This is a genomic window from Cupriavidus sp. PET2-C1 (assembly GCF_054515855.1).
Window position 1 is genome coordinate 318,152 of record NZ_CM137260.1, and the last position, 20,978, is coordinate 339,129.

General features: G+C 64.6%; 19 protein-coding genes. 13 read left to right on the forward strand and 6 right to left on the reverse strand.

From position 1 onward, the window contains the following. Window positions 1–276 precede the first annotated feature (276 nt). Window positions 277–951 (reverse strand): TetR/AcrR family transcriptional regulator, encoded by a 675-nt coding sequence (locus ACX12D_RS21400; RefSeq protein ID WP_459375519.1) that lies wholly within the window; start codon window positions 949–951, stop codon window positions 277–279. Between the two features lie 78 nt (window positions 952–1,029). Here ACX12D_RS21400 and ACX12D_RS21405 point away from each other — a divergent pair, with 78 nt between their 5' ends. The 10 genes from ACX12D_RS21405 to ACX12D_RS21450 all read left to right on the forward strand — a co-directional run bounded on the left by ACX12D_RS21405 (window position 1,030) and on the right by ACX12D_RS21450 (window position 12,985). Further along, a complete protein-coding gene (locus ACX12D_RS21405) occupies window positions 1,030–1,197 on the forward strand; it encodes a hypothetical protein (RefSeq protein WP_459375520.1) in 168 nt (55 codons plus the stop codon). Next, window positions 1,194–3,002: an ABC transporter ATP-binding protein gene (locus ACX12D_RS21410; RefSeq protein ID WP_459375521.1), complete on the forward strand. Its 1,809-nt coding sequence runs from the start codon at window positions 1,194–1,196 to the stop codon at window positions 3,000–3,002. Before ACX12D_RS21405 ends, ACX12D_RS21410 begins: the two co-directional genes overlap by 4 nt. Then, a complete protein-coding gene (locus ACX12D_RS21415; protein ID WP_459375522.1) occupies window positions 2,996–4,762 on the forward strand; it encodes an ABC transporter ATP-binding protein in 1,767 nt (588 codons plus the stop codon). Before ACX12D_RS21410 ends, ACX12D_RS21415 begins: the two co-directional genes overlap by 7 nt. Next, the gene (locus tag ACX12D_RS21420) at window positions 4,762–5,703 is read left to right on the forward strand and encodes an ABC transporter permease (protein ID WP_441631291.1); all 942 of its coding nucleotides are present in this window, start codon (window positions 4,762–4,764) and stop codon (window positions 5,701–5,703) included. The genes ACX12D_RS21415 and ACX12D_RS21420 overlap by 1 nt, the downstream gene beginning before the upstream one ends. Beyond that, a complete protein-coding gene (locus tag ACX12D_RS21425; RefSeq protein WP_459375523.1) occupies window positions 5,700–6,650 on the forward strand; it encodes an iron chelate uptake ABC transporter family permease subunit in 951 nt (316 codons plus the stop codon). The genes ACX12D_RS21420 and ACX12D_RS21425 overlap by 4 nt, the downstream gene beginning before the upstream one ends. Continuing rightward, window positions 6,647–7,423 carry an iron ABC transporter ATP-binding protein gene (locus ACX12D_RS21430; RefSeq protein WP_459375524.1) on the forward strand — a complete coding sequence of 259 codons (777 nt, stop codon included), beginning with the start codon at window positions 6,647–6,649 and terminating at the stop codon, window positions 7,421–7,423. Before ACX12D_RS21425 ends, ACX12D_RS21430 begins: the two co-directional genes overlap by 4 nt. Beyond that, window positions 7,420–8,427 carry a siderophore ABC transporter substrate-binding protein gene (locus ACX12D_RS21435; RefSeq protein WP_459375525.1) on the forward strand — a complete coding sequence of 336 codons (1,008 nt, stop codon included), beginning with the start codon at window positions 7,420–7,422 and terminating at the stop codon, window positions 8,425–8,427. The genes ACX12D_RS21430 and ACX12D_RS21435 overlap by 4 nt, the downstream gene beginning before the upstream one ends. A gap of 129 nt (window positions 8,428–8,556) precedes the next feature. Further along, entirely contained in the window at window positions 8,557–11,046 is a 2,490-nt protein-coding gene (locus ACX12D_RS21440) for a TonB-dependent siderophore receptor (protein WP_459375526.1), read from the forward strand. Window positions 11,047–11,340: 294 nt separating this feature from the next. Beyond that, window positions 11,341–12,393: a porin gene (locus ACX12D_RS21445; protein ID WP_459375527.1), complete on the forward strand. Its 1,053-nt coding sequence runs from the start codon at window positions 11,341–11,343 to the stop codon at window positions 12,391–12,393. An 85-nt stretch (window positions 12,394–12,478) separates the two neighbouring features. Further along, on the forward strand, window positions 12,479–12,985 hold the full coding sequence (locus ACX12D_RS21450; RefSeq protein ID WP_459375528.1) for a GlcG/HbpS family heme-binding protein: 507 nt from the start codon (window positions 12,479–12,481) through the stop codon (window positions 12,983–12,985). Between the two features lie 73 nt (window positions 12,986–13,058). Here the strand turns inward: ACX12D_RS21450 and ACX12D_RS21455 are convergent, their stop codons facing one another. After that, on the reverse strand, window positions 13,059–13,847 hold the full coding sequence (locus tag ACX12D_RS21455; RefSeq protein ID WP_459375529.1) for an alpha/beta fold hydrolase: 789 nt from the start codon (window positions 13,845–13,847) through the stop codon (window positions 13,059–13,061). A 269-nt stretch (window positions 13,848–14,116) separates the two neighbouring features. Here ACX12D_RS21455 and ACX12D_RS21460 point away from each other — a divergent pair, with 269 nt between their 5' ends. The 3 genes from ACX12D_RS21460 to ACX12D_RS21470 all read left to right on the forward strand — a co-directional run bounded on the left by ACX12D_RS21460 (window position 14,117) and on the right by ACX12D_RS21470 (window position 17,048). After that, window positions 14,117–15,163, forward strand: coding sequence for a Bug family tripartite tricarboxylate transporter substrate binding protein (locus tag ACX12D_RS21460; RefSeq protein WP_459375530.1), 1,047 nt, complete (start codon window positions 14,117–14,119; stop codon window positions 15,161–15,163). Window positions 15,164–15,195: 32 nt separating this feature from the next. After that, complete coding sequence (locus ACX12D_RS21465; RefSeq protein ID WP_459375531.1) at window positions 15,196–15,846, forward strand: c-type cytochrome; 651 nt, start codon at window positions 15,196–15,198, stop codon at window positions 15,844–15,846. A gap of 65 nt (window positions 15,847–15,911) precedes the next feature. Next, a complete protein-coding gene (locus ACX12D_RS21470; RefSeq protein ID WP_459375532.1) occupies window positions 15,912–17,048 on the forward strand; it encodes an acetamidase/formamidase family protein in 1,137 nt (378 codons plus the stop codon). 51 nt (window positions 17,049–17,099) lie between these two features. Here ACX12D_RS21470 and ACX12D_RS21475 read toward each other — a convergent pair whose 3' ends face one another. The 4 genes from ACX12D_RS21475 to ACX12D_RS21490 form a co-directional block, all read right to left on the reverse strand. Beyond that, entirely contained in the window at window positions 17,100–17,963 is an 864-nt protein-coding gene (locus tag ACX12D_RS21475; protein WP_459375533.1) for a helix-turn-helix transcriptional regulator, read from the reverse strand. Between the two features lie 420 nt (window positions 17,964–18,383). Then, window positions 18,384–19,430, reverse strand: a complete 1,047-nt coding sequence (locus ACX12D_RS21480; protein WP_459375534.1) for an Ldh family oxidoreductase — start codon at window positions 19,428–19,430, stop codon at window positions 18,384–18,386. After that, the gene (locus ACX12D_RS21485; RefSeq protein WP_459375535.1) at window positions 19,427–20,257 is read right to left on the reverse strand and encodes an alpha/beta hydrolase; all 831 of its coding nucleotides are present in this window, start codon (window positions 20,255–20,257) and stop codon (window positions 19,427–19,429) included. Before ACX12D_RS21485 ends, ACX12D_RS21480 begins: the two co-directional genes overlap by 4 nt. A gap of 243 nt (window positions 20,258–20,500) precedes the next feature. Beyond that, window positions 20,501–20,893 carry a DUF6331 family protein gene (locus ACX12D_RS21490; protein ID WP_459375536.1) on the reverse strand — a complete coding sequence of 131 codons (393 nt, stop codon included), beginning with the start codon at window positions 20,891–20,893 and terminating at the stop codon, window positions 20,501–20,503. Between the last annotated feature and the right edge of the window lie 85 nt (window positions 20,894–20,978).

Genomic DNA, 20,978 nt, shown 5'->3' on the forward strand with positions numbered 1-20,978 from the left:
CCAGCGCCGACCAGCGCTTGCTCAGGTTTTGCAATCCCCGGGTTTCCGACCCTGCCCTGGCGGACCCGCCAGGACGGCTCTGTGCGTCGTAGAGCCTGCCCGCATACGTAATGTTTTGTATCTCGGAGGATATTAGGTTCGGATTATGCTTGAAATCAAGTGGGCATGTGGCATGGATGAAACATCAATATGCGCGCCATGCTTCGCTGGCATTCGCCCCTCTCGTCGGCCTCCGCGTCGGAAGTCAACCCGCGTGGGCGTGGCGTTTCGTCACGCCTATGACTTGATCCGCAATGCCGAACCGTCACGCTGGGCGTCTTCCTCCAGCATGGCAAGCGCGCCGACGATGAGCGCGTGCATGCCCTGAACCAGCTCCGCCTCCATCTCGGCTTCTTCCGCCGCGCGGTCCGCCTCCACAAGGGGTTCCCGGCCTGCTACCGAATACACCGTGTCGGCCACGGCAATGCAGTGGAATGCGACCGTCGCAAGCAGCCAACGTGCCTGTTCCTTTGAAATGCCGTAGGCACCCGCAATATGGCTCTGGTGCCCGTCGATCTTGGCGAGCATGGGCTGTGTCGCAGCCAACCTGCGGATCACGTACGGCGTCAGCCCAGGGTGTGCCTTGACGAACTCCCGTACCGATGTGGTGAACACGATCAGGTAATCCTTCAATCCGCCACGCCCCTTGCCGCAAGCCTGCGGAATCTGCCAGCGGCTGAAGATCTCCTCGGCGACCAGGCGCTTGAGTTCCTCAAGACTCGGCACGTGCTTGTAGAGCGCCATATGGCTGACCCCGAGCGCGGCGGCGACGCCGACGAAGGTGATGTTCGGCAAGCCGATCTCGATGCCCGCGTCGGCGATCCGTTCGCGCGTGATGGTACGAGGGCGCCCGCGCGCCGAAGGTTGTTGTGGCGAATTCATGTTTGTTCCTTGATCGGTGGTGATAGCCATGTAGCCGCCTTGCCAGCCATTCGTCAATTAGTTTATAGTCATGCAACTAATTATCATTTCGATTCCCTGGAGTCATCCATGACCGATCCATCGAGCGCCTTGGCAGGCAGCAACCCCTCAGCCGCCATTCTGCGCGAGATCGATGCCACCGAGCGGCCTGCGTGGATGGGGGCTCGCCTTCTCGTTTGCAAGACCGGGGGAGAGCCATCCCATCTTTCTGAATCTCTGGACGTTTCTTTTTCATGAGCACGCGTGACGCGGCTGCGGCCAACCCCAAGGGACCTGGCCCGATCAGCCGGGTATTGAATCCCATCCGTGGGCAACTGATCGTCGCCGCAGTACTGGCCGGCGTGGGCGCCATGCTCACGCTGGTGCCGCTGGCCGGCATCGCGCATATCGCGAAGCTCGTCCTCGGCGGCACCGACATCGCGGCGGCGGCACGGGCGCAAGTGCAGGGCGAAGTCTGGTGGACCGTCATCGCCAGCGTGGTAAGCCTGTTCGTCGGCATGACGCTGGTGTCCGCCGGGGAACTGACCGCCCACCTGGCCGACAACCGCATCACCCATCACCTGCGCCTGGCGGCCACGCAGCGGCTGGCCCGCGTGCCGCTGGGCTGGTTCACCAGCCGCGCATCGGGCGAGGTCAAGCAGGCCATGCAGGACGACATCGGCACGCTGCACAGCCTGACCGCACACTTCTATACGACGCTTGGGCGCGCGATGGGCGCCATCCTGATCTCGGTCATCTACCTGTTCGCGATGGACTGGCGCATGGCCATCGTCTCGATCCTGCCGTTCCCGGGCTTTTTCCTGTTCTTCGGCAGGGCCATGAAGGCCAGCGGGGCGAACATAGAGGAATTCGTCGGCGGGCTGGGACGCATCAACAACGCGGTGGTCGAGTTCGTCAACGGCATTCCCGTGGTCAAGTCCTTCGGCGCCAGCGGCAAGGCGCACGGCGGCTACCGCGAGGCAGTCGATGCCTTCGCCCAGGCCTTCGCCGGTTTCACCCGTCCCCTCGTGGGCTCGATGGCCAACGCCAACGCGATGATCGCGCCGGTGGCGGTGCTGGGCGTGGTGCTGGTCTTCGGCACGTTGTTCGTGAGCCTGGGCTGGATCGCCCCGGTGGACGTGCTGCCGTTCGCGCTGGTGGCACCGGGCATCTCCGCGCCGTTGCTGCTGCTGCACTACATCACCCATGACCTGAACCATGCCACCGGTGCCGCCCAGCGCGTGCAGGCGCTGCTGGAGACGCCTGTGCTGGAGCAGCCGGCGCCCGACAGGCGGCAGTTGCCCGCCGGCACCGAAATCCGCGTCGAGCACGTCGGCTACGCCTACGACGCGCAGAACAAGGTGCTGTCGGACGTCAGCTTTACCCTCAAGCCCGGCACGGTGACCGCCATCGTCGGCGCGTCCGGTGCTGGCAAATCGACCCTGGCCCGGCTGCTGCTGCGCTTCTTCGACCCGACCGACGGGCGCATCACGCTCGGCGGCGTGGATTTGAGGCATATCGAGACTTCGGACCTGTACCAGCGCATCGGTTTCGTGCTGCAGGAGGTGCGCCTCATCCATGCCAGCCTACGCGAGAACATCGCGCTGGGCCGGCCCTCGGCCAGCCAGCAGGAGATCGAGGACGCCGCGCGCGCCGCGAACATTCATGAGCGCATCCTGGGCCTGCCGCGCGGCTACGACTCGATGATCGGCGAGGACGCGCTGCTCTCCGGTGGCGAGCAGCAGCGCGTGAGCATCGCCCGTGCCGTGCTGCTCGATCCGTCCGTGCTCGTGCTCGACGAAGCCACCGCGGCCGCCGACGCCGAGAACGAGGTGGCGATCCAGGACGCGCTGTCGCGCTTCGCGCAAGGCCGCACGCTGCTGATCATCGCGCACCGGCTCGACACGGTGATGCACGCCGACCACATCATCGTGCTCGAGAACGGCACGATCCACGAGCAAGGCCGCCACGCCGAGCTGATGGCGCGCAAAGGCCGCTATGCGCGGCTATGGACGCTGGGCGGCCATGAAGAACCCCAGGAACTGGCGGTGCTGTCATGCTGAAAACCTTTATTCAACTGCTGGGCGACGATGCGCCCGTCTTCCGCCGCTACGCCTGGATGGCCGTGTTCTACGGCCTGCTCAGCGGGCTGACCATCATCACGCTGGTGCCCATTCTCAGCCGCCTTCTGGCCGGCGATACGCGCGGCGCGGCGCTGTGGCTCATTGTGCTGCTGGCCGGCATGACAGCCTGCTGGGGCTGGCGGCGCAAGGTGGAGAAGGCCGGCGTGCGCGTGGGTGTTGCCGTCCTGCAGGGCGCGCGCCAGCGGATCGGCGACCACGTTGCGCGCCTGCCCGTCGGCTGGTTCACCCCGGAGAACAGCGCCCGGCTTGGCCATGTCATCACAAACGGCATGATGGCAGTGGCCCAGCTTCCCGCACACGTGCTCACGCCGGTAATCAGCGGCGCCGTGACACCGATGGTGATCGTGGCCGCGCTGTTCGCGCGGCACTGGCTGATGGGCCTGATCGCGCTGGTGGCGCTGCCGATCCTGATCGGCGCGTTCCTGATCGCCGCTCGCCTGGGCCGGCGCGCCGACCACACCTTCCATCGCCACTTCGCCCACAGCAGCCAGCGCATGGTCGAGTTCGCCCAGGCCCAGTCGGTACTGCGCGCGTTCAACGGTGGAGGCGGCAGCACGCGCTTGCTTGAACAGGCCATCGACCAGCAACGCCACTCCGGCATGCGGTTGATCTGTCTGTCGGCGGCGTCCACGGCGCTCAACGCCTGGGTCGTGCAGGCCGTCTTCGCCGCGTTGCTGATCGCCGCCGTGTCGTGGCTCAACGCCTACCTGGGCGGCGCGCGGGAAGCGGACTCGGTCGTCGCCGTCATCGTGGCGCTGCTGCTGGCCAACCGCTACATCGATCCGCTGCTGGACGTGGCCGGCTATGGCGAGGTCCTGCGCGGCGCGCGCGGCCAGCTCGACGCGGCGCGCGAGATCCTTGCGGTCAAGCCCTTGCCGGAACCGGACCAGCCGCAGGCACCGCGTGACGCGTCGATCGCGCTGCGCGAGGTGAGCTTCCGCTACGCACCGGATCAACCCGATGTGCTGAAGGGCGTGAACCTGCGCATCGAGCCGGGCAGCATGACCGCGCTGATTGGCGCCTCCGGGTCGGGCAAGACCACACTGGTGCGGCTGATCGCTCGCTTCTTCGATGTGAGCCAGGGTAGCGTACTTGTCGGTGGCGTGGACGTGCGGCAGATGTCCAACGCGCAGTTGGCCGGCCAGATCAGTCAGATCTTCCAGGACAACTACCTGTTTGCGGGCAGCATTGCCGACAACATCCGCATCGGCAAGCCCAATGCCACCGATGTCGAGATCATGGAGGCTGCGCGGCAGGCCGGCGTGGCCGAGATCATCGAGCGCCTGCCGCAGGGCATCGACACCCCCGTCGGCGAAGGCGGCGCACGCCTGTCGGGCGGCGAGCGCCAACGCATCGCCATCGCCCGCGCGCTGATCAAGGACGCGCCCATCCTGCTGGTGGACGAAGCCACCGCCGCGCTGGATGCGGAGAACCAGGCCGCCATCGCCGAGGCGCTGGCGCGTCTGCGCGGCAAGCGCACGCTGATCGTCATCGCGCACCAACTCTCGACGGTGGCGATGGCCGACCAGATCGTGGTGCTCGATGGCGGCAAGGTCGTCGAGCAGGGTTCGCCCGCGCCATTGCGCGCGAGCCAGGGGCGCTACGCGCACTTCCTGGCCCAGCGCCGGGCCGCCAGAGGCTGGCGTATCGCGGCGGCGTCGAACGGAGACCGCTGCTGATGCGCGCACGTTGGTTTGGGTTGTTTGCCATCCTCTGCGGCGCCTCGCTGCTGGTCGGCGCCCGGCAGATGGCATGGTCGCAGGTGTTCTCGCTGTCGGGCGATGCCTGGCTGACGGTGACAGCCAGCCGCCTGCCCCGCTTGACGGCGCTTGTCCTGACCGGCGCAGGCCTGTCCGTCTGCGGCGTGATCCTTCAGCAGATCGTGCGCAACAGGTTCGTCGAACCGGCCACCTCGGGCGGACTGGATGCGGCCAAGCTCGGCATCCTGGTGTCGATGACGCTGGCGCCCGCCGCCGGCACAATGGGCCGGATGCTGTTCGCGCTGGTCTTCTGCTTCGCCGCGAGCCTGGTCTATGTGGCGATCATCCGCCGCATCAAGTTCAAGAACACCGTTCTCGTGCCGGTCATCGGCCTCATGTACGGCAGCGTGCTGAGTGCCGTGGCCGAGTTCTACGCCTACCGCTACAACATCCTGCAGAGCATGCAGGGCTGGCTGCTCGGCGATTTCTCCAAGGTCGTCCAGGGCAACTACGAGATCATCTACCTGATCCTGCCGATCGTCGCGCTCACCTACCTGTATGCGCACCGCTTCACGGTGCTCGGCATGGGCGAAGGCATGGCCACCAGCCTGGGGCTGAGCTATTCGGCGACGGCGGCGCTGGGCCTGATGCTGGTGGCGGTCACCGTGTCCGCCACGGTCATCACCGCCGGCGCGATCCCCTTCGTCGGGCTGGTCATCCCCAACCTGGTCGCGCTGCATTACGGCGACAACCTGGGCCGCACGCTGCCCATCGTCGCTCTGGGCGGCGCGTCGCTGCTGCTGGCCTGCGACATTCTCGGCCGCCTGCTCATCTACCCGTTCGAGGTGCCCATCGGCCTGACCGCAGGCGGCGTGGGCGGCGTGCTGTTCCTCGTGCTCATCATCTGGAGGAAGCAATGAGGCGCGCTGCCCCCCGATATGCCCTCTGGATGGTGGTCATCGCCTTGGCCGCGGCTTTTGTCCTCGTGCGGTCCGGATTCGACCTCGACTACGTCATTCCCAAACGGCTCGCCCGGCTGGCCGCCATCGTCATCGGCGGCATCTGCGTCGCCGTCTCCTCGATCACGTTCCAGACCATCGCGGGCAACCGGATTCTGACGCCGGCGATCATGGGGTACGAGGCGGTCTATCTGCTGTTGCAGGCGCTGCTGATCCTGGCCATGGGCACGCATGGCCAGGTGGTACTCGGCCAGAGCGGCAATTTCTTCCTCTGCATCCTGTTGATGCTCGCCTATTCGTGGGCCATCCATCGGTGGCTTTTGCGCAATGGCAGGTACAACGTGTATTTCCTGCTGCTGCTGGGGCTCGTGCTGACCATGGTGATCGGCACTGTCACGCAGTTCGTCCAGCTCAGGATCAGCCCGGGCGAGTTCGCCGTTCTCCAGGGCTTTGGCTACGCATCCTTCAACAGGGCACAACCCGAGCAGTTGCTCTATTCGGCCCTTCTGGTCGCGGCCGTGTGCCTGCCATGGCTGAAGACCCTGCCGATCCTCGACGTGCTCTCGCTGGGCCGCGACCAGGCCATTTCCCTGGGGGTCGACTACCAGCGGTACGTGAGGCTCTACTTCGCGCTGATCGCGGCTCTCGTGGCGGTCTCGACCAGCCTGCTCGGGCCCACGGCCTTCATGGGGATCTTCGTGGCGAACATCGCCTATGCGATGGCCCGGACTTCCAGGCATCGGGTCACGCTGCCCATAGGCTGCGCGATCGCCATCGGCATCTTCATCGTGGCCCAGCTCCTGGTCGAACACGTTTTCAACTACAAGACCACCGTCAGCATTCTCGTCAACCTGGTGTGTGGCGCGTATTTCCTCGCGCTGATGGTTCGCACCCGAGGCACCGCATGATCACCGTTCACAACCTTCACAAGGCCTACGGCGCCAAGACCGTCCTTTCCGGCGTCAGCGCGCAATTCCCGGCGCAGCGCGTGACTTCTCTGATCGGCCCCAACGGCGCAGGCAAAACGACGCTGCTGCTGACGATCGCGCGCCTGCTGGAGCCGACCCAGGGCGACATCCTGATCGGGGATCGCAAGGTTTCCAGCATCCGCATCAGCGAATACGCCAAGCACGTCGCCACCTTGCGCCAGGCGCCGGACTTCAACCTGCGCCTGACGGTCGAGGAACTCGTCGCGTTCGGGCGCTTCCCGTACAGCCGCGGCGCGCTCACCCCCGAGGACCACGACGCGATCGACGAGGCCATCGCGTTCCTGTCGCTGGATGCGCTGCGCGGGGCCTACATCGACGAGCTCAGCGGAGGGCAGCGCCAGATGGCTTTCCTGGCGATGACCATTGCCCAGCAGACGAACGTTCTGCTGCTGGACGAGCCACTCAACAACCTCGACATGAAGCACGCCGTCCAGATCATGCGCGCGCTTCGCCGCTTGTGTGACGAGCATGGGCGCACCGTGATCCTGGTGATCCATGACATCAATTTCGCTGCGAACTACTCCGATCACATCGTCGCATTGAAGGGCGGAACGGTTCGCTTCTGCGGCCCCGTCGTGGAGGCCGTGACCGAGACACGGCTGCAGGAACTGTATGGACTGGACTTCGAGATCGTGCGCAGCGATCGAGGATGCGTGTGCAACTACTTCAATCCATCAGGAGAACTGAAATGACCCGGAATCACAGAAACAGGCGTTGGGCGTTAGCCCTGCTGATGGCCGCGACCGTCGCGGTGCAGGCGTGCGGCCAGAAGCCAGCCGAAGCGCCAGAGGCAGCCGCACAGCCCGCATCCGCCGGCCGGTCCCCGCAGGCAGCGTTCGCGCCCGTCACGGTTCAGCACAAGCTGGGAACGACCGTCGTCGAGCGCCTTCCGCAACGCGCGGTCGCCCTCGACATGAATGAAGTCGATTTCCTCGACCAACTGGGTGTCCCTGTCGTTGGCATGCCGAAGGATTTCGTCCCGCACTTCCTCGCCAGGTACAAGGACGCTCCGGACGTTCAGGATCTGGGCTCGATCGTTCAGCCCAATCTGGAGCGGGTTCATGCGGCCAGGCCTGAACTGATCCTGATCACCTCGCTCCAGGCGAACCACTACAAGGAATTGAGCGAGATCGCTCCGACGATTCATTTCGATGTGGACTACCGGGATAGCCAGGTCAAGCACATCGAGGTCATCAAGGACCACCTCATGACCCTGGGGCGAATCTTTGGCAAGGAAGGCCTTGCCCGCCAGAAAGCGGCTGAACTGGACGTCAAGGTCGAGGAGGCCAGGCGCACGACCCAGGGCCGTCTCGAGAAGGCGCTTGTCGTTCTGCACAACAACGGCGCCTTCAGTTCCTTTGGCGTGCATTCCCGTTACGGGTTCGTCTTCAATGCCCTTGGCGTGAAACCGGCCAGCCCGACTACCGAGACCGGCCTGCATGGCCAGCCGATTTCCAGCGAATTCATCCAGCAGGCCAACCCCGACATCATCTTCGTGGTGGACCGGACGGCCGTGATGGAGCGCCGTCCGGTCATGGATGCCGGGAGCATGGGCAACCCGCTGCTGCGCCAGACCAACGCCTGGAAGAACGGCCGTGTGGTCTTCGTCGATGCTGAAGCTTGGTACGTCACCGCCGCCAGCCCGACCTCTTTGAAGCTCGTGATCGACGACGTCATCAAGGGCTATCAGCACTGATCTGTTCCGGGGCTTGTCCTTAGCCCCGAGCCAAAAACGTAATGATTCGTATTCGTTATCTCTTTCTCACTCGCAAGACGTGCTGAGAACCAATCCAATCTCAACTGAATCAACGGAAAAGAGCTTGTCATGACCAAACGTCACCCTCGCATCGCGCGACCTGCACAGCAGGCGGTGCGCCCCCATCCCGCCTTTGCCCTGAACCGCGGCGCCGCTGCCGCCGTGCCGACGGTGCTGCTGCTGGGGCTGAGCGCGGGCGCCCTGGCCCTGGCCGCCACGCCGGCACTTGCCCAAAGCACCGGCCAGGCGGTGGATGCCCGGAGCCGCTTCAACGTGCCGACCGGCCCGCTGGGCGAGGCGCTCAAGGCCTATGCCGCTGCGGCCGGTGTCGAACTGACCGTGGATGAGAGCCTGCTCCAAGGTAAGAACAGCCGGGGGTTGTCCGGCAGCTACAGCGTGCGCGAGGGCTTCACCGAACTGCTAGGCGGGCACGGTCTGCAGGCAGTGCGCGAGGCCAACGGCCGCTACACGCTAAGCCGGACGGCCCAACTGACGCAAAGCCCAGCCGCAGAGAGCGGGGTGACGTTGCCGGTGGTGACGGTACAGGCGAGCTCGGCGATCGACGTCTACGCCGGCGGGCAGGTGGCGTCCGGCAGCCGCGTGGGGCTGCTGGGCGACAAGGATTTCATGGAAACGCCGTTTTCCACCATCAGCTATACGGACAAGTTCATCGAAGACCGGCAGGCCAAGGACATCACCGGCGTGATCGCCGCCACCGATCCCACGGTGTTCAGCAACGGCGTCACCGGCGCCTGGAGCGAGAACTACTCCATCCGCGGCTTCGCCTCCAACACCAGCGATATCTCCATCGGCGGCCTGTTCGGCATGGCGCCGTACTACCGCACCACCCCCGAAATGTTCGAGCGCATCGAGGTATTGAAAGGCCCATCGGCCCTGCTCAATGGCATGCCTCCGGGCGGCTCGGTGGGCGGCACCGTCAATCTGGTGCCCAAGCGCGCGGGCGATGAGCCGCTGACGCGACTGACGGCGACCTACATGTCCAATGCGCAGTTCGGCGGACATGTGGACCTTGGGCGGCGCTTTGGTGAGAACAAGCAGTTCGGCATCCGCTTCAACGGGGTCTATCGGGATGGCGAGGGGGCGGTCGACCGGCAGGAAAAGAAAACCCGGTTCGCGTCCCTCGGGCTGGACTGGCGGGGCGAGCGCGCTCGCGTCTCTGCCGACCTCTACAGCAGCGACGACCGCGTGGACGGCGTGACCCGAGGCATCAATCTGGCCCCCGGCGTGGCAGTGCCCAAGCCACCCAGGCCCGAAACCCTGCTGAACCCGGATTGGTCCTTCGTCAACACCAAGGACAAGGGTGTGATCGTCCGCGGCGAATTCGACGTGAGCGAACAACTGACGGCCTATGCAGCCTTCGGCACCAGCAAGACCAACTACAAGTACAACGGTGCCGTATCGGCGCAGGTGCTCAACGCGGCGGGCGACTTCCGAACCACCATGGGCCAACTGGCCTTCGATATTGAAAAGACATCGGGGGAAGTTGGATTGAAGGGCAAGTTCCGAACCGGCAGCGTCAAGCATCAATTGGCGTTAAACGTCACGCGCTACTCGGACACCGAAAGAGACTATGGCCGCAGATCGGTCCCGGGCGCGGACTGGACCACCAACATCTACAACCCGGTCTGGGGGCCAGCCGCCGGAGTGCTTTGGCCGCCGACCCTCCACACGGAAACGCGCCTGACCAGCTACGGCGTAGCGGACACCCTGTCTTTTGCACAGGACCGGGTGCAACTGACGCTGGGCGTGCGTCACCAGGAAGCGCTCACCGATACCTTCAGCCTCACGACCGGGGCGCGCAGTGCCCGCTATGACGCAAGCGCCATAACGCCTGCGGCCGCGCTGCTGGTCAAGGCCACGGACCATATTTCCGTGTACGGCAATTATATTGAAGGGCTGAGCAAGGGCCAGACCGCGCCGGCAACTGCTGCCAATGCGGGAGAGCTGTTTCCGCCGGCCAAGACCAAGCAGAAGGAAGTCGGCCTCAAGCTCGACCTCGGCGAATTCGCCCACACGGTCAGCTTGTATGAAATCGAGCGGCCAAGCAGCTATACCGATATTTCCACCAACGTCTTTTCCTTTGGCGGAGAGCAGCGCAACCGGGGTGTCGAGTGGGGCTTCTTCGGCTCGCCGCTGCGCGGCGTGCGCTTGATGGGTGGCATCGCCTATGTGGACCCCAAGCTCACCAAGACCGCCGGTGGCGTCAACCAGGGCAAGCAGGCAACCGGGGTGCCCAAGCTGCAAGGCAAGCTGGGCGTGGAGTGGGACACCGCCACCGTGCCGGGCTTGACGCTGACCGCCAATGCGACCGCCGTATCCAAGCAATACATCAGCGCCGACAACTCGCTGTCGGTGCCGGGCTACACGGTGTATGACCTGGGCACACGCTATGCCACCAAGATCTCCAGCCATCCGCTGACCGTGCGGGCCAGCGTCTACAACGTGACCAACAAGGCCTATTGGGGAATGCCGCTGTTGTCCAGTCTGGCCCTGGGCGCCCCGCGCACCTTCATGCTCTCGGCCACAATGGACTTCTGAAGCCAATCATCACCGCCGGCGTTTTGTCGATGGCTCCTTCTTGCTGCGACAAAGCCCTCCATTGCCTTGCCGAATCCGCCAGTGCTTGTCGCGGACTTCCACATCTGCCTCCCGCACCTTGCTCGTGGGCCTGCGCTCCTGACCCACCGGGCCACGCATTCCGGACACCTTTCCAAGTGACAGGATGATTGGGTTAGCGCCCCCCCGGCGCGAACCCATACCCTTGCTGCGCACGGTGCAAGGACCGTGCAAGAACCATATCGTCAAACAGGACGGAACAGCGAGGAGAAACGCATGAAAAGAATGGGAACACTCTTGGTAGTGGCGGTGGCAACGATGCCGGGCATGGCGGCGGCACAATCGGGGGTGACCATCTATGGCGTAGCCGATCTCTACACCGAATATGTCAAGTCCGGGGCAAATCATGTCGCGCGGCTCGAGGACGGCGGGCTGTATCAATCGCGGTGGGGCTTGCGGGGCAAGGAGGAACTGGCGCCGGGACTGTCCACGGTATTCGCACTGGAGACTGGACTTGCACTGGACAGTGGCACCGCCCAGCAGGGAGGCCGCCTGTTTGGCCGCCAGGCCTGGGTCGGCCTGAGCAGCAACAACTGGGGCGCGCTGACGTTTGGCCGGCAGAACACGCCGATTTACTACATCGAGGGGCAGGCATCGGCCTTTGGCTTCTCGCCGTATGGCCCGCTTGGCCGCCTGCAGAACGGCGGCCCCGCGGGCAGCAGCCTGACCGCGCGCGCGGACAATTCCATTCGGTATGAGAGCCCCGAACTTGGCGGGCTGCAGGGCAGTGCGATCTATTCATTCGGCGCCGAGCGGACCAGCGCGCCACGCGATGCCGACCGGCTGGCAGCCTTGGCGCTGACTTATGCGCGCGGACCGCTCTGGCTGGGCCTTGCCTACGAACGTACCTACAGCATCAACGCGGTAGCGAATGCCGACCGCGACGAGCGCGCGATCGGCGCCACATATGAATTCCCGTGGGTGAAGCTGTTCGCCAATGTCCGCCAAGCCACACGATGGGTGCCAGGCCAGGCGACGCTGAAGGACCGCGGTTTCCATGTCGGCACGACCATTCCCGTGGGAGGTGCCGGACTGGTGCTGGTGGCATATGGCATGCAGCAATCGGTCGGCACGCCGAATCGTGGCCAGCAGATGTCGATCGGCTATCAGCACTCGCTGTCCAAGCGTACAACGCTCTATGCCAACGCCAGTAAGATCTGGAACACGAACGCGGCCAACTACACATTTTCAAACATCCCCAATGAGGTCACGGCAAGCAGCGTGTCCGACCCGCGCGGGGTCATGATGGGCATACGCCATCTCTTCTGATGTGCGCACGTCAGCGTACGCCACCCGTTCACCGTCGTCGGCCAGAGGCCGATGCGTCGCGATCTCGTCATGCATAGGAGAATCCATGAAACGCTCCACCCTCGCAGTGGCCTTCGGGCTGCATTTGTTCTGCGCGCCGATCGCATCCGCGGCCGTCGTACAGGTGCAGACCCTTGGCGCCGACACCGCGGTGCGGCTTACCGATGCCGCCAAACGGTTTGCCGAGGACCGGAAACTTGCCGTCAGCATTGTCGTGGTCGACGTGTCCGGCCACTTTCTCAGCGGCGTGAGAATGGATGGCGCCCCGTTTGCGACCTTTGATGTCGCGCGCGGCAAGGCCATCGCTTCGGCGGCAACGGGAGGCGCCTCCGGCGCCGAACTCGTGAAGCGCTATCAGGCCAATCCCATCGTCTTCGGCCAGATGAGTTCGCTGGTGTATGGCGGCCCCGTCTTTCCGTCGCAGGGTTCACTGGGCATCTACGTCGGTGGCCGCCTGGCCGGGGCCGTCGGCGTTAGCGGGGGGCCATCGGACATGGACGAGGAGATCGGGCGCCGCGGCGTGGCCGCGATCGGTGCGGCCGAGGCGCCCTGAGCGGCGTATGCGCTATGGTGGTGCCTGCTGGTGGTCGACACCGGCAGGCGCTGCGCATGGGCACTTCAGGATGTCAGCGTTCGCTGCGGGCCTGGATGTCCGTCAGGAAGCGCTCGATCCGCGTGACGAGGTCCACTGGGGTCTCGTCCATCGGATAGTGTCCTGCGTTGCGGATCACGTCGATGGCCAGATCGCGGAATGCTTTGCCATACGTCTGCTCCATGACGTCAGCAGTCAGCGACGGGTCGTGCTCACCAACCAGCAGCAGTGTGGGAACACGGATGCCGGCAATCTCAGCAGAGAAATCGGTGTCGGCCCATGCCCGGAAGTAGGCGGCGAACGCGTCGGCATCGGCATGCAGCGTCGAGGCTTGAACCATTTTTTCCACCCAGTACCGGCTCAGACGTTTGCCCGTGGCATTGTCCACGATAGCAATTCTTGCCGCTAAATCGTCGGCAGCACGTTCGAACAGCGAGCGTGTCGGCTCGTCGAAGGGCACGCGCGTGGGCGGCACAGGCGTGACGCCGACCATGGCCTTGACGCGCGCGGGGGCCAGCATGGCGACAGCCTGCATGGCCTTGCCTCCCATGGAGTGCCCGATCAGCGAGAAACGTTGCCATCCCAATTCGTCACCAAGCGCCAGCACGTCGGCGGCGATCTCCTGCATGTCGAATCTGCCCTGGATCCCTCGCCGGGCACCATAGCCTCGATAGTCGATGAAGGCGTAGGTGAAGCGCTCACCATCGAGCACGTCCACAAGGGGCCCCCATCCACGCGCATGGCCAAACCAGCCATGCAAGGCGATGACATGGTGTGGGCCGTTGCCGATGGTGACCACGGTGCCGTTTTGCTGGTAATGCATGGGTTTTCTCCGGTCGTCGATGTTTCGCTCCATCTTGCATGACGAACCGCGGCGTCGGCGGAGCCCCTGTCAAGTTCTTGGACAATCCGGTAAGCAGACGCCGCGCGTCATCAGGCGATCGTTTGCCGGCATACCGATACCGCAGAACGGAGGACGTATTGGTAAACGGCTCCCCAAATGGGGAAGCGTCTTGTTTCCAGATCCGTAGAGTGTGAGCCTGGGCTGGCCCTATCGCCCACGCCTCGCGATTCACCAGGAGACAAGAGTCAATGCAAAGCCGGAAGCGTCCATCGTTCCTCACCGCCCCTCGGCGGGTGGCCACATTTGCCGCCATGACTGCGGCCATCACCGCCGCACTGGCCGTGGCACTCGCAGGCCTGCGGCCCGGAGCCGCCAACGCAGCGCAAGCGGACACAAGTACACAGGCCAATTGGAAGCCTTCGAAGCCTATCGTCTTCATCGTGCCGTTCCCGCCGGCAGGCATCAACGATGTACTGGCCAGGGCCGTGGCGCAACGCCTGTCGAAAGCGCTGGGACAACCCGTCGTGGTGGAGAACCGACCGGGTGCCAGCGGCAATATCGGCGCGGAGGCGCTCGTGCGCGCGGCGCCGGACGGCCATACGATCGGCATCCTGAACAGCATCCACGCGGTCAACGCCGCTTTCTACCGCAAGCTGCCCTACGACGTGACGCGCGACGTGGTACCCGTGGCGCCACTGGGCGAGTCGCCGCTGGTACTGGTTACGAATCCGCAGACGCCATACAAGTCCGTCACCGAACTGATTGCCTACGCCAAGGCGAATCCCGGCAAGGTCAACTACGGTGGCCCAACCAGCTATCCACTCGAAATGATCAAGACGATGGCCGGTGTCGACATCACCAATATCCCCTACAAGGGCAGCGGCCCGACGATCAACGATATGATCGCCGGGCACATCGACCTGGCGACGGGCCCGCTGCTGGAGTACATGCCCCATGTGAACGCCGGCAAGCTGAGGCTGCTGGCCGTCGGTACCGCGAGCCGGCTCCAGGGCCTGCCCAACGTGCCCACGGTGGCCGAGAGCATTCCCGGGTATGACATTACCGTCTGGTATGGCGTGTTCGCCCCCAAGGGCACGCCGGCGCCGGTGACCGAGCGGCTGCGCAGCGAGGTCCGCGCCATCATGAACGATGCCGAGATCCGCGCCAGGCTGGCCGGCCTGAGCGTTGATCCCGCCTTCAGCCAGACCGGCGTGGCCGGCCTGACCAGCCGTCTGACCAGCGAAACGCGGCGCGCGCACCAGATCGTCACCAAGACCGGCGGCTACCTGAACTAGATCGGGCATTGCCTTGTTGTGAGGATTCCAACGTGAAATATCCCATGGAGCGCCGCCGGCTGTCTGCCCGCTTGCTCGCGTTGTGCACGCTGGCCGTGCCTGCGCTGGCGCAGCCCGCATCAGAGGTGGGCGAAGCGCGGCCCGCGCGGCTGATTGTCGAGCAAGTCTGCGCGGCATGCCACGGCAATACCGGCCAGAGCACGCAGAAGGCATACCCCAGCCTGGCGGGCCAGAACGAAGACTACCTGTTCAAGCAGCTGAGGCAGTTCAAGGCCGGAGCCAGCGAGCCGGCACTGCGCCAGGACGCCACGATGGCTGCCGTGGTGCAAAGCATGAGCGAAGTGGAGATGCGCGAAGTGGCTCGCTACTTTAGCCGCCAGGCACCCGCGCGCGGACAGGCCGCCCTGCCGCACCTGGTCGGGGCTGGCATGGCCATCTATTGGAAGGGCAATCCGTCCAATCACCTGCCGGCCTGTGTGACATGCCATCGGCCAAACGGGGAAGGCATCGCGCCCGACTTTCCGCGCATTGCCGGCCAGCAGCCGGAATACGTGGCCAGGCAGCTCCACGCGTGGAAATCCGGCACGCGTGGCGGTCCCGGCAAGCTGATGAGCCTGCTTGTGCCGTTGATGACGGACGAAGAGATCCTCGCAGTGGCGCAGTACGTCGCGCAACTGCGCTGATGTGCCGTATCTTGCCGTCCGGCGCAGTGGTGCCGCCGACGGCCCAATCAAAAGGAACAAAAACGATGATGATCGACAGGAGACATTGGCTGAAGGCTGCAGGTGCCCTCGGCCTGGGAGCGGCATCGCTGCGGGCAGCAGCACAGGTGACGTCGGGGCCGGGCGCACCGGTTGCCGAACCGGGTGCAGTTCCACTCCCCGCAATCAAACCGGGCAAGATCCACCGGATCGAGTCCGCCACGGACACCGTGCACGTCGGCATTCTCGACCCCAAGGCAGCGCCGGCCGCCAGCATTGAGTCGGGCGATCTCGTGATGTATCCCAATACCTGGGTTAACTGGGCCAACGGCGCCTCGTACGGCATGAGCTACGAGGATCGCGAACCCGTGCGCAAGCGATTTCCGCAAGGGCCGTACTCGAACGTCGGGCCCGTGGAACTACGCGGGGCGATGCCCGGCGACGTGGTGGAGTGCCGGATGGTCAGGTTGCGTCCGATCGGCTGGGGATGGAACTCCGCACCCAAAGGGGTCGGTGCGCTGCCTAACGACTTTCCAAAACCGTACCTGCGCTATTTCAAATTTGACGAGAGCCGGCAGTACACCGAGTTCGCGCCGGGCATCCGCATCAAGCTGGCGCCGTTCCAGGGCGTGATGGCGGTGCAGCCCGCCGGCGACGAGCCGGTCAGCGCTATCCTCAGCGGCCGGTATGGCGGCAATCTCGTGTTGCGCGAGCTGGTTGAGGGTACGTCACTGTTCCTGCCGGTCCAACGGCCGGGCGCGATGATCTGGACAGGCGATTCGCATGCCGCCCAAGGCGACGGCGTAGTCAATCAGACCGCCATTGAAACCGCGATGGAGGACATGCAGATCCAGTATTTCCTGCACAAGCAGCGGCCCTTGTCCTTGCCGATGGCTGAGACGCCCAGCCACTGGATCATTCTTGGCTTCGGCAACAATCTCGACGAGGCGCTGGTCGCCTGCCTGCGGCAGATGCTCAACTGGGTGAGCGCTGCGACCGGCATGGATTCTCAGGACGTGTACTCGCTCGCTAGCATTACCTCGGGATTCCGCATCACCCAGTACTCCAACCAGACGGCCAGCAACTACACGTCGATCCCGGCCAAGACTGTGCACGGCATGCTGCCCAAGGCGGTATTCGACGCGGTGATCCAGGACAAGCTGTCGCGCTCGCTGCGCGCTTGACGGTAGTTGACGGCGGTTGACGGTAGTGGACGCCGGGCGGCGTTGGGCGCTTCAGTCGCCGTGTGCACCGCCCGGCATGCCGATGCGGCGAAACTCCGACGGGCTAAGCCCCAAGTGTTGGACGAAAAAGCGCGTGAAGTGTCCTTGCGCGCTGAATCCGAGTTGGTCTGCTACGTCCCCGATGCTGGCATGCCGTTCTGCCAGCAGCCGTGTGGCGATGCCGATCCGGATCCAGTCGAGGTATTGCTGCGGCGAAATGCCCATGCACGCCTTGAACTGGTGGAAGAGCCGGCTGCGGGACATGCCCACCGCGCTGGCGACCGTCTCCACGTTGGGATTTTCCCCCGCGTGGCTGCGTATGTACTCGGTCGCGCGCTTGATCCGATAGTCCAGCGGCCTGGTGTTTGCCAGCACTTCGGTCATGGACCGCCGCTGAAGATGGCAGGCCGACACCCTGCGTGCCAGTTCCGCGACGGCGGCCTCGCAATCTACCGAGCCAATCGCCGAATCGTCAGCCAGGTCCCGGGCCAGGCAGGTACCCAACTCTGTCAATGATGCGACGGTATCCGCATCCATGCGCGCCAGCGTTTTGCTAAAGCGCAGGCCGCTGGCAGGATTGTCGACGCCGAGCGTGCGTCCCAGCCATTCCGGCTCCAGCAGCAAGGCGAGCAGCAGCGAGGGCGAGCCCTCCTTGGCGCTCTTCGCATGCGTCGACCAGGGATTGATCAGCAGCGCGCAGCCGTCGGTCAGTGTCTGCGCGTGGCCGTCGATCTTGAATGTCGCATCTGTGCCGCCGAACTTGAAGATCAGATGGAACTCCGCATGGGCATGCGCGACGAGCGGCCCCGATATCCGATGGAGGGTGGCACGGCCGAAGCTGCCGTGGACGATGCGTAGCTGGCGGTCATTTGCCATTCAGGGTGTCTCCTCATCAATGTCTTGGGGGGAATCGTGCTCACGCGCGGCAGACCGTGGCGTCAGGCCTCGCCTTGCGTGAACCCAGTGCTCGACCAAAACACGCCGACAAGCCACTTGATCATCCCACTTATGCAAACGTTTGCAGTAAGTTGGAATTATGTCATCTGTCCGGCAGTCGTCAAGGGGGGAGAAGTCTCTGTTGATTTGGCAAAAAGTGAAACAAGGGCTACACGCAGACGAGGGGAAGGGGCTGTTGATCATCCAAGCGTCGAATACGCCCCGTCCAGAGCTGGCTTCGACACGTCGGTATGGCTCGACTTGTCAGGCTTTCTCGTTTGTACGCGCCCCGGCACCGCGAGCCCGGTGGCCTGCAGGCCCGTATTCGTGCGCGCGGTTGAATGTGACCTCCCGGGCATGCTACTCCCAGGGAACGCGAATGCCCGCCTGGCTGGCAAGTTCCTCCAGCGCGGCGGCAGTGACGGGCGCCAAGGCAATCCCGCTCACGCCCCGCTCCCGGGATTCGGCGTAGCCGCGTTCCCCCGGCAGCCGAGGAGGGCCTTCGAAAGACGCCGGCAGATTGTGGATGGCCTGCGCGAGCTCGGTCAACTGCGCTTGAAACATGGCGGGGTCCAGCACCTGAGCGATATCGATCACGAGCATCCACGCGTTCTGCGTGTGGGGATGAACGGCAGGGGAAGCCAGCAGCGCGGGTGCCAGGATCGGATGGTTGGTCAGCAGGCTGCAGGCGATCTCGGCCATCAGCGCGAGGCCCGAGCCTTTCGGGCCGCCCAGTGGCAGCGGCGTTGCCGCCTGATGGGCGTCCGTGGTGGGGTTACCCATGGCATCGATGGCCCAGCCCGGCTCGAGCGGCCGGCCGGCTGCCCGAGCCTGCATCAGTTTGCCGAAGGCAACCGCGCCCGAAGCCATGTCGAACACGATCGGCTCGCCGAGGCCAGGGCAGGCCATGGACAGCGGAGCCGTCGAGACACCCGCTACCGAGGCGCCATGGTAGGCCATCAACGGTCCCGACGCGGCCATCGCCATGGCAAACATGCCCGCACTGGCCACATGCGCGGTGTGAAAGCCGAGCGCGCCGGTATGCGTTGTCTGCCGCAAGAGCACCAGGCTGGCCCCGGCCTGGCGCGCAGCGGCAATGCCTTGCCCGGCGGCAATGCGCATGCCCAGCGCACCGGCGCAGCGATCCCCCTCGACCACGGTTAGCGCTGGCAGGTTGAGCACCGGGCGCGGTTGTGCCCGGCCATTCATGTCGCCCGAGGCCAGCCACGCAATGTACTGCGGGATGCGCGCTACCCCATGTCCGGGAGAACCACGCAGGTCAGCCCACACCAGGCTCTCCGCCACCAGTGAGGCGCCAGGTTCGTGCAGCCCTGCCGAGGCAAGTAGCGCCTGCGCGAAGGTCTGCAGCCGGGCTGCACTGATCATCGTCGAGGGCCGCGCGGTCATGCGGACCCCGATGGCGCCTGGTGGACCGGGAAGAACTTGACCAGCCAGTCCGTGACCAGGTTCAGGACAGCCCGGTTGTCGTCGGAGAAGATGAAATGATCGATCTCCGAGAGCAGGTGCAGTTCGGCCGGCATCCTGGCGTTGCGGAACAGCTCGATCGACTGGTCCGTCGGGGTGACCGAATCGTCCGCCGGATGCAGCAGCAGGAGCGGACGCGGGGCAATGTCACCGACCACTGCGTTCGGCCGAAAGCCCAGCATGCTTTCGACCACCTCGAACGGGAACGCCATGAAGCTTCCCGCAGGCAGATTGCTGCGCATCGCGGGGGGGATCGGCACGATGTCAAAGCGCGAGACCTGCATCGACTGGCCCATGGCCAATCGGGCACGGCCTTCTTCCACCATTGCCTCGAAGCGCTGCCATTCGCCCGGCCCGGCATGTTGCTGGCGCAGCTTGACTTCCCCATCGCCCCAACCGGCCGATGAGATGCAGGCCACGATGCGAGGGTCAACGCCAGCCGCATAGACCGCCACGGCCGCGCCGAAGCTGTGGCCCATCACGGCAATCTTGGCTGGCTCCACCTCGGAAAGGCTCTGCAAGTAGCTGACCGCGTTGCGCGTGTCGCTCACCTGGTCCTCGCACAGTACCTTGCCGCGCTCGCCTTCGCTGTAACCGCAGCCCCGCATGTCGAAACGCAGGACCACATAGCCCAGCGAGGAAAACAGGCGCGTCGCCAGCTGCACCATACCGTCATCCTTGTTGCTGCCGAACCCATGCAGCACTGCGATGGCCGGACGTCGCTCGCCGTCGACAAGATTTGGGGGCAAATGCAGGGCTCCGGCCAGGCGGAGCCCGTCGGAGTCAAAAGTTACATCCGTGTGCACGCTCATTTCTCCAGGTTTAGTGACACACGATGTTCTACGAAATCCGCGGTTCCATGACTGCCCAAGAATCCACTGACTTACCCGATCGTCCGCTGACTTTGATGATGGGCGCGATTTGCGTGTCCGTCAGCACGGCTCACGATCGCGCGCAGCGGATGGGCCGCGGGAACGAAATCATCCAGCCGCTCAGGCTTTCGCGTCCCGCGCGCCGGACGCAAGGCAGGCAGCGATGTGGTCGATCAGCGCAAGCAAGACCTGCCTGTCGAAATAGTTATTCATCCTGTGGCTAAGGAAGGCCTCGCCGGCGGAGCTGGCGACGCGTTCTCTCACCTGTGCAATCCGCTCGGCAAGATCGGGGAGGCCGGTTTGCGTCGCCGCCCGGGCAATGGCATCGGGCCAGAAGCCATATGCGTCAATGCCGCAACAGTCCACGACGCATTCCGTTTCGAGCCAGTCAAGCAAGGGCAGGATAGGGGCGAGCCACGCGTCGATGTTCACCGCGTCGTGGTACTTCCCTTCCAGGTCGATGAACGGAATCCATTTGTCTTCGCCGATGCTGATGTCGCCTTGATTTGCCATTTCCTTCGCTTGTGCCAGTAAGGGGAGAGTCGGCAAAGTGTAGCCGAGCGCCGCGCGCCAGGACTGGCTGACAAATCCATGTCAC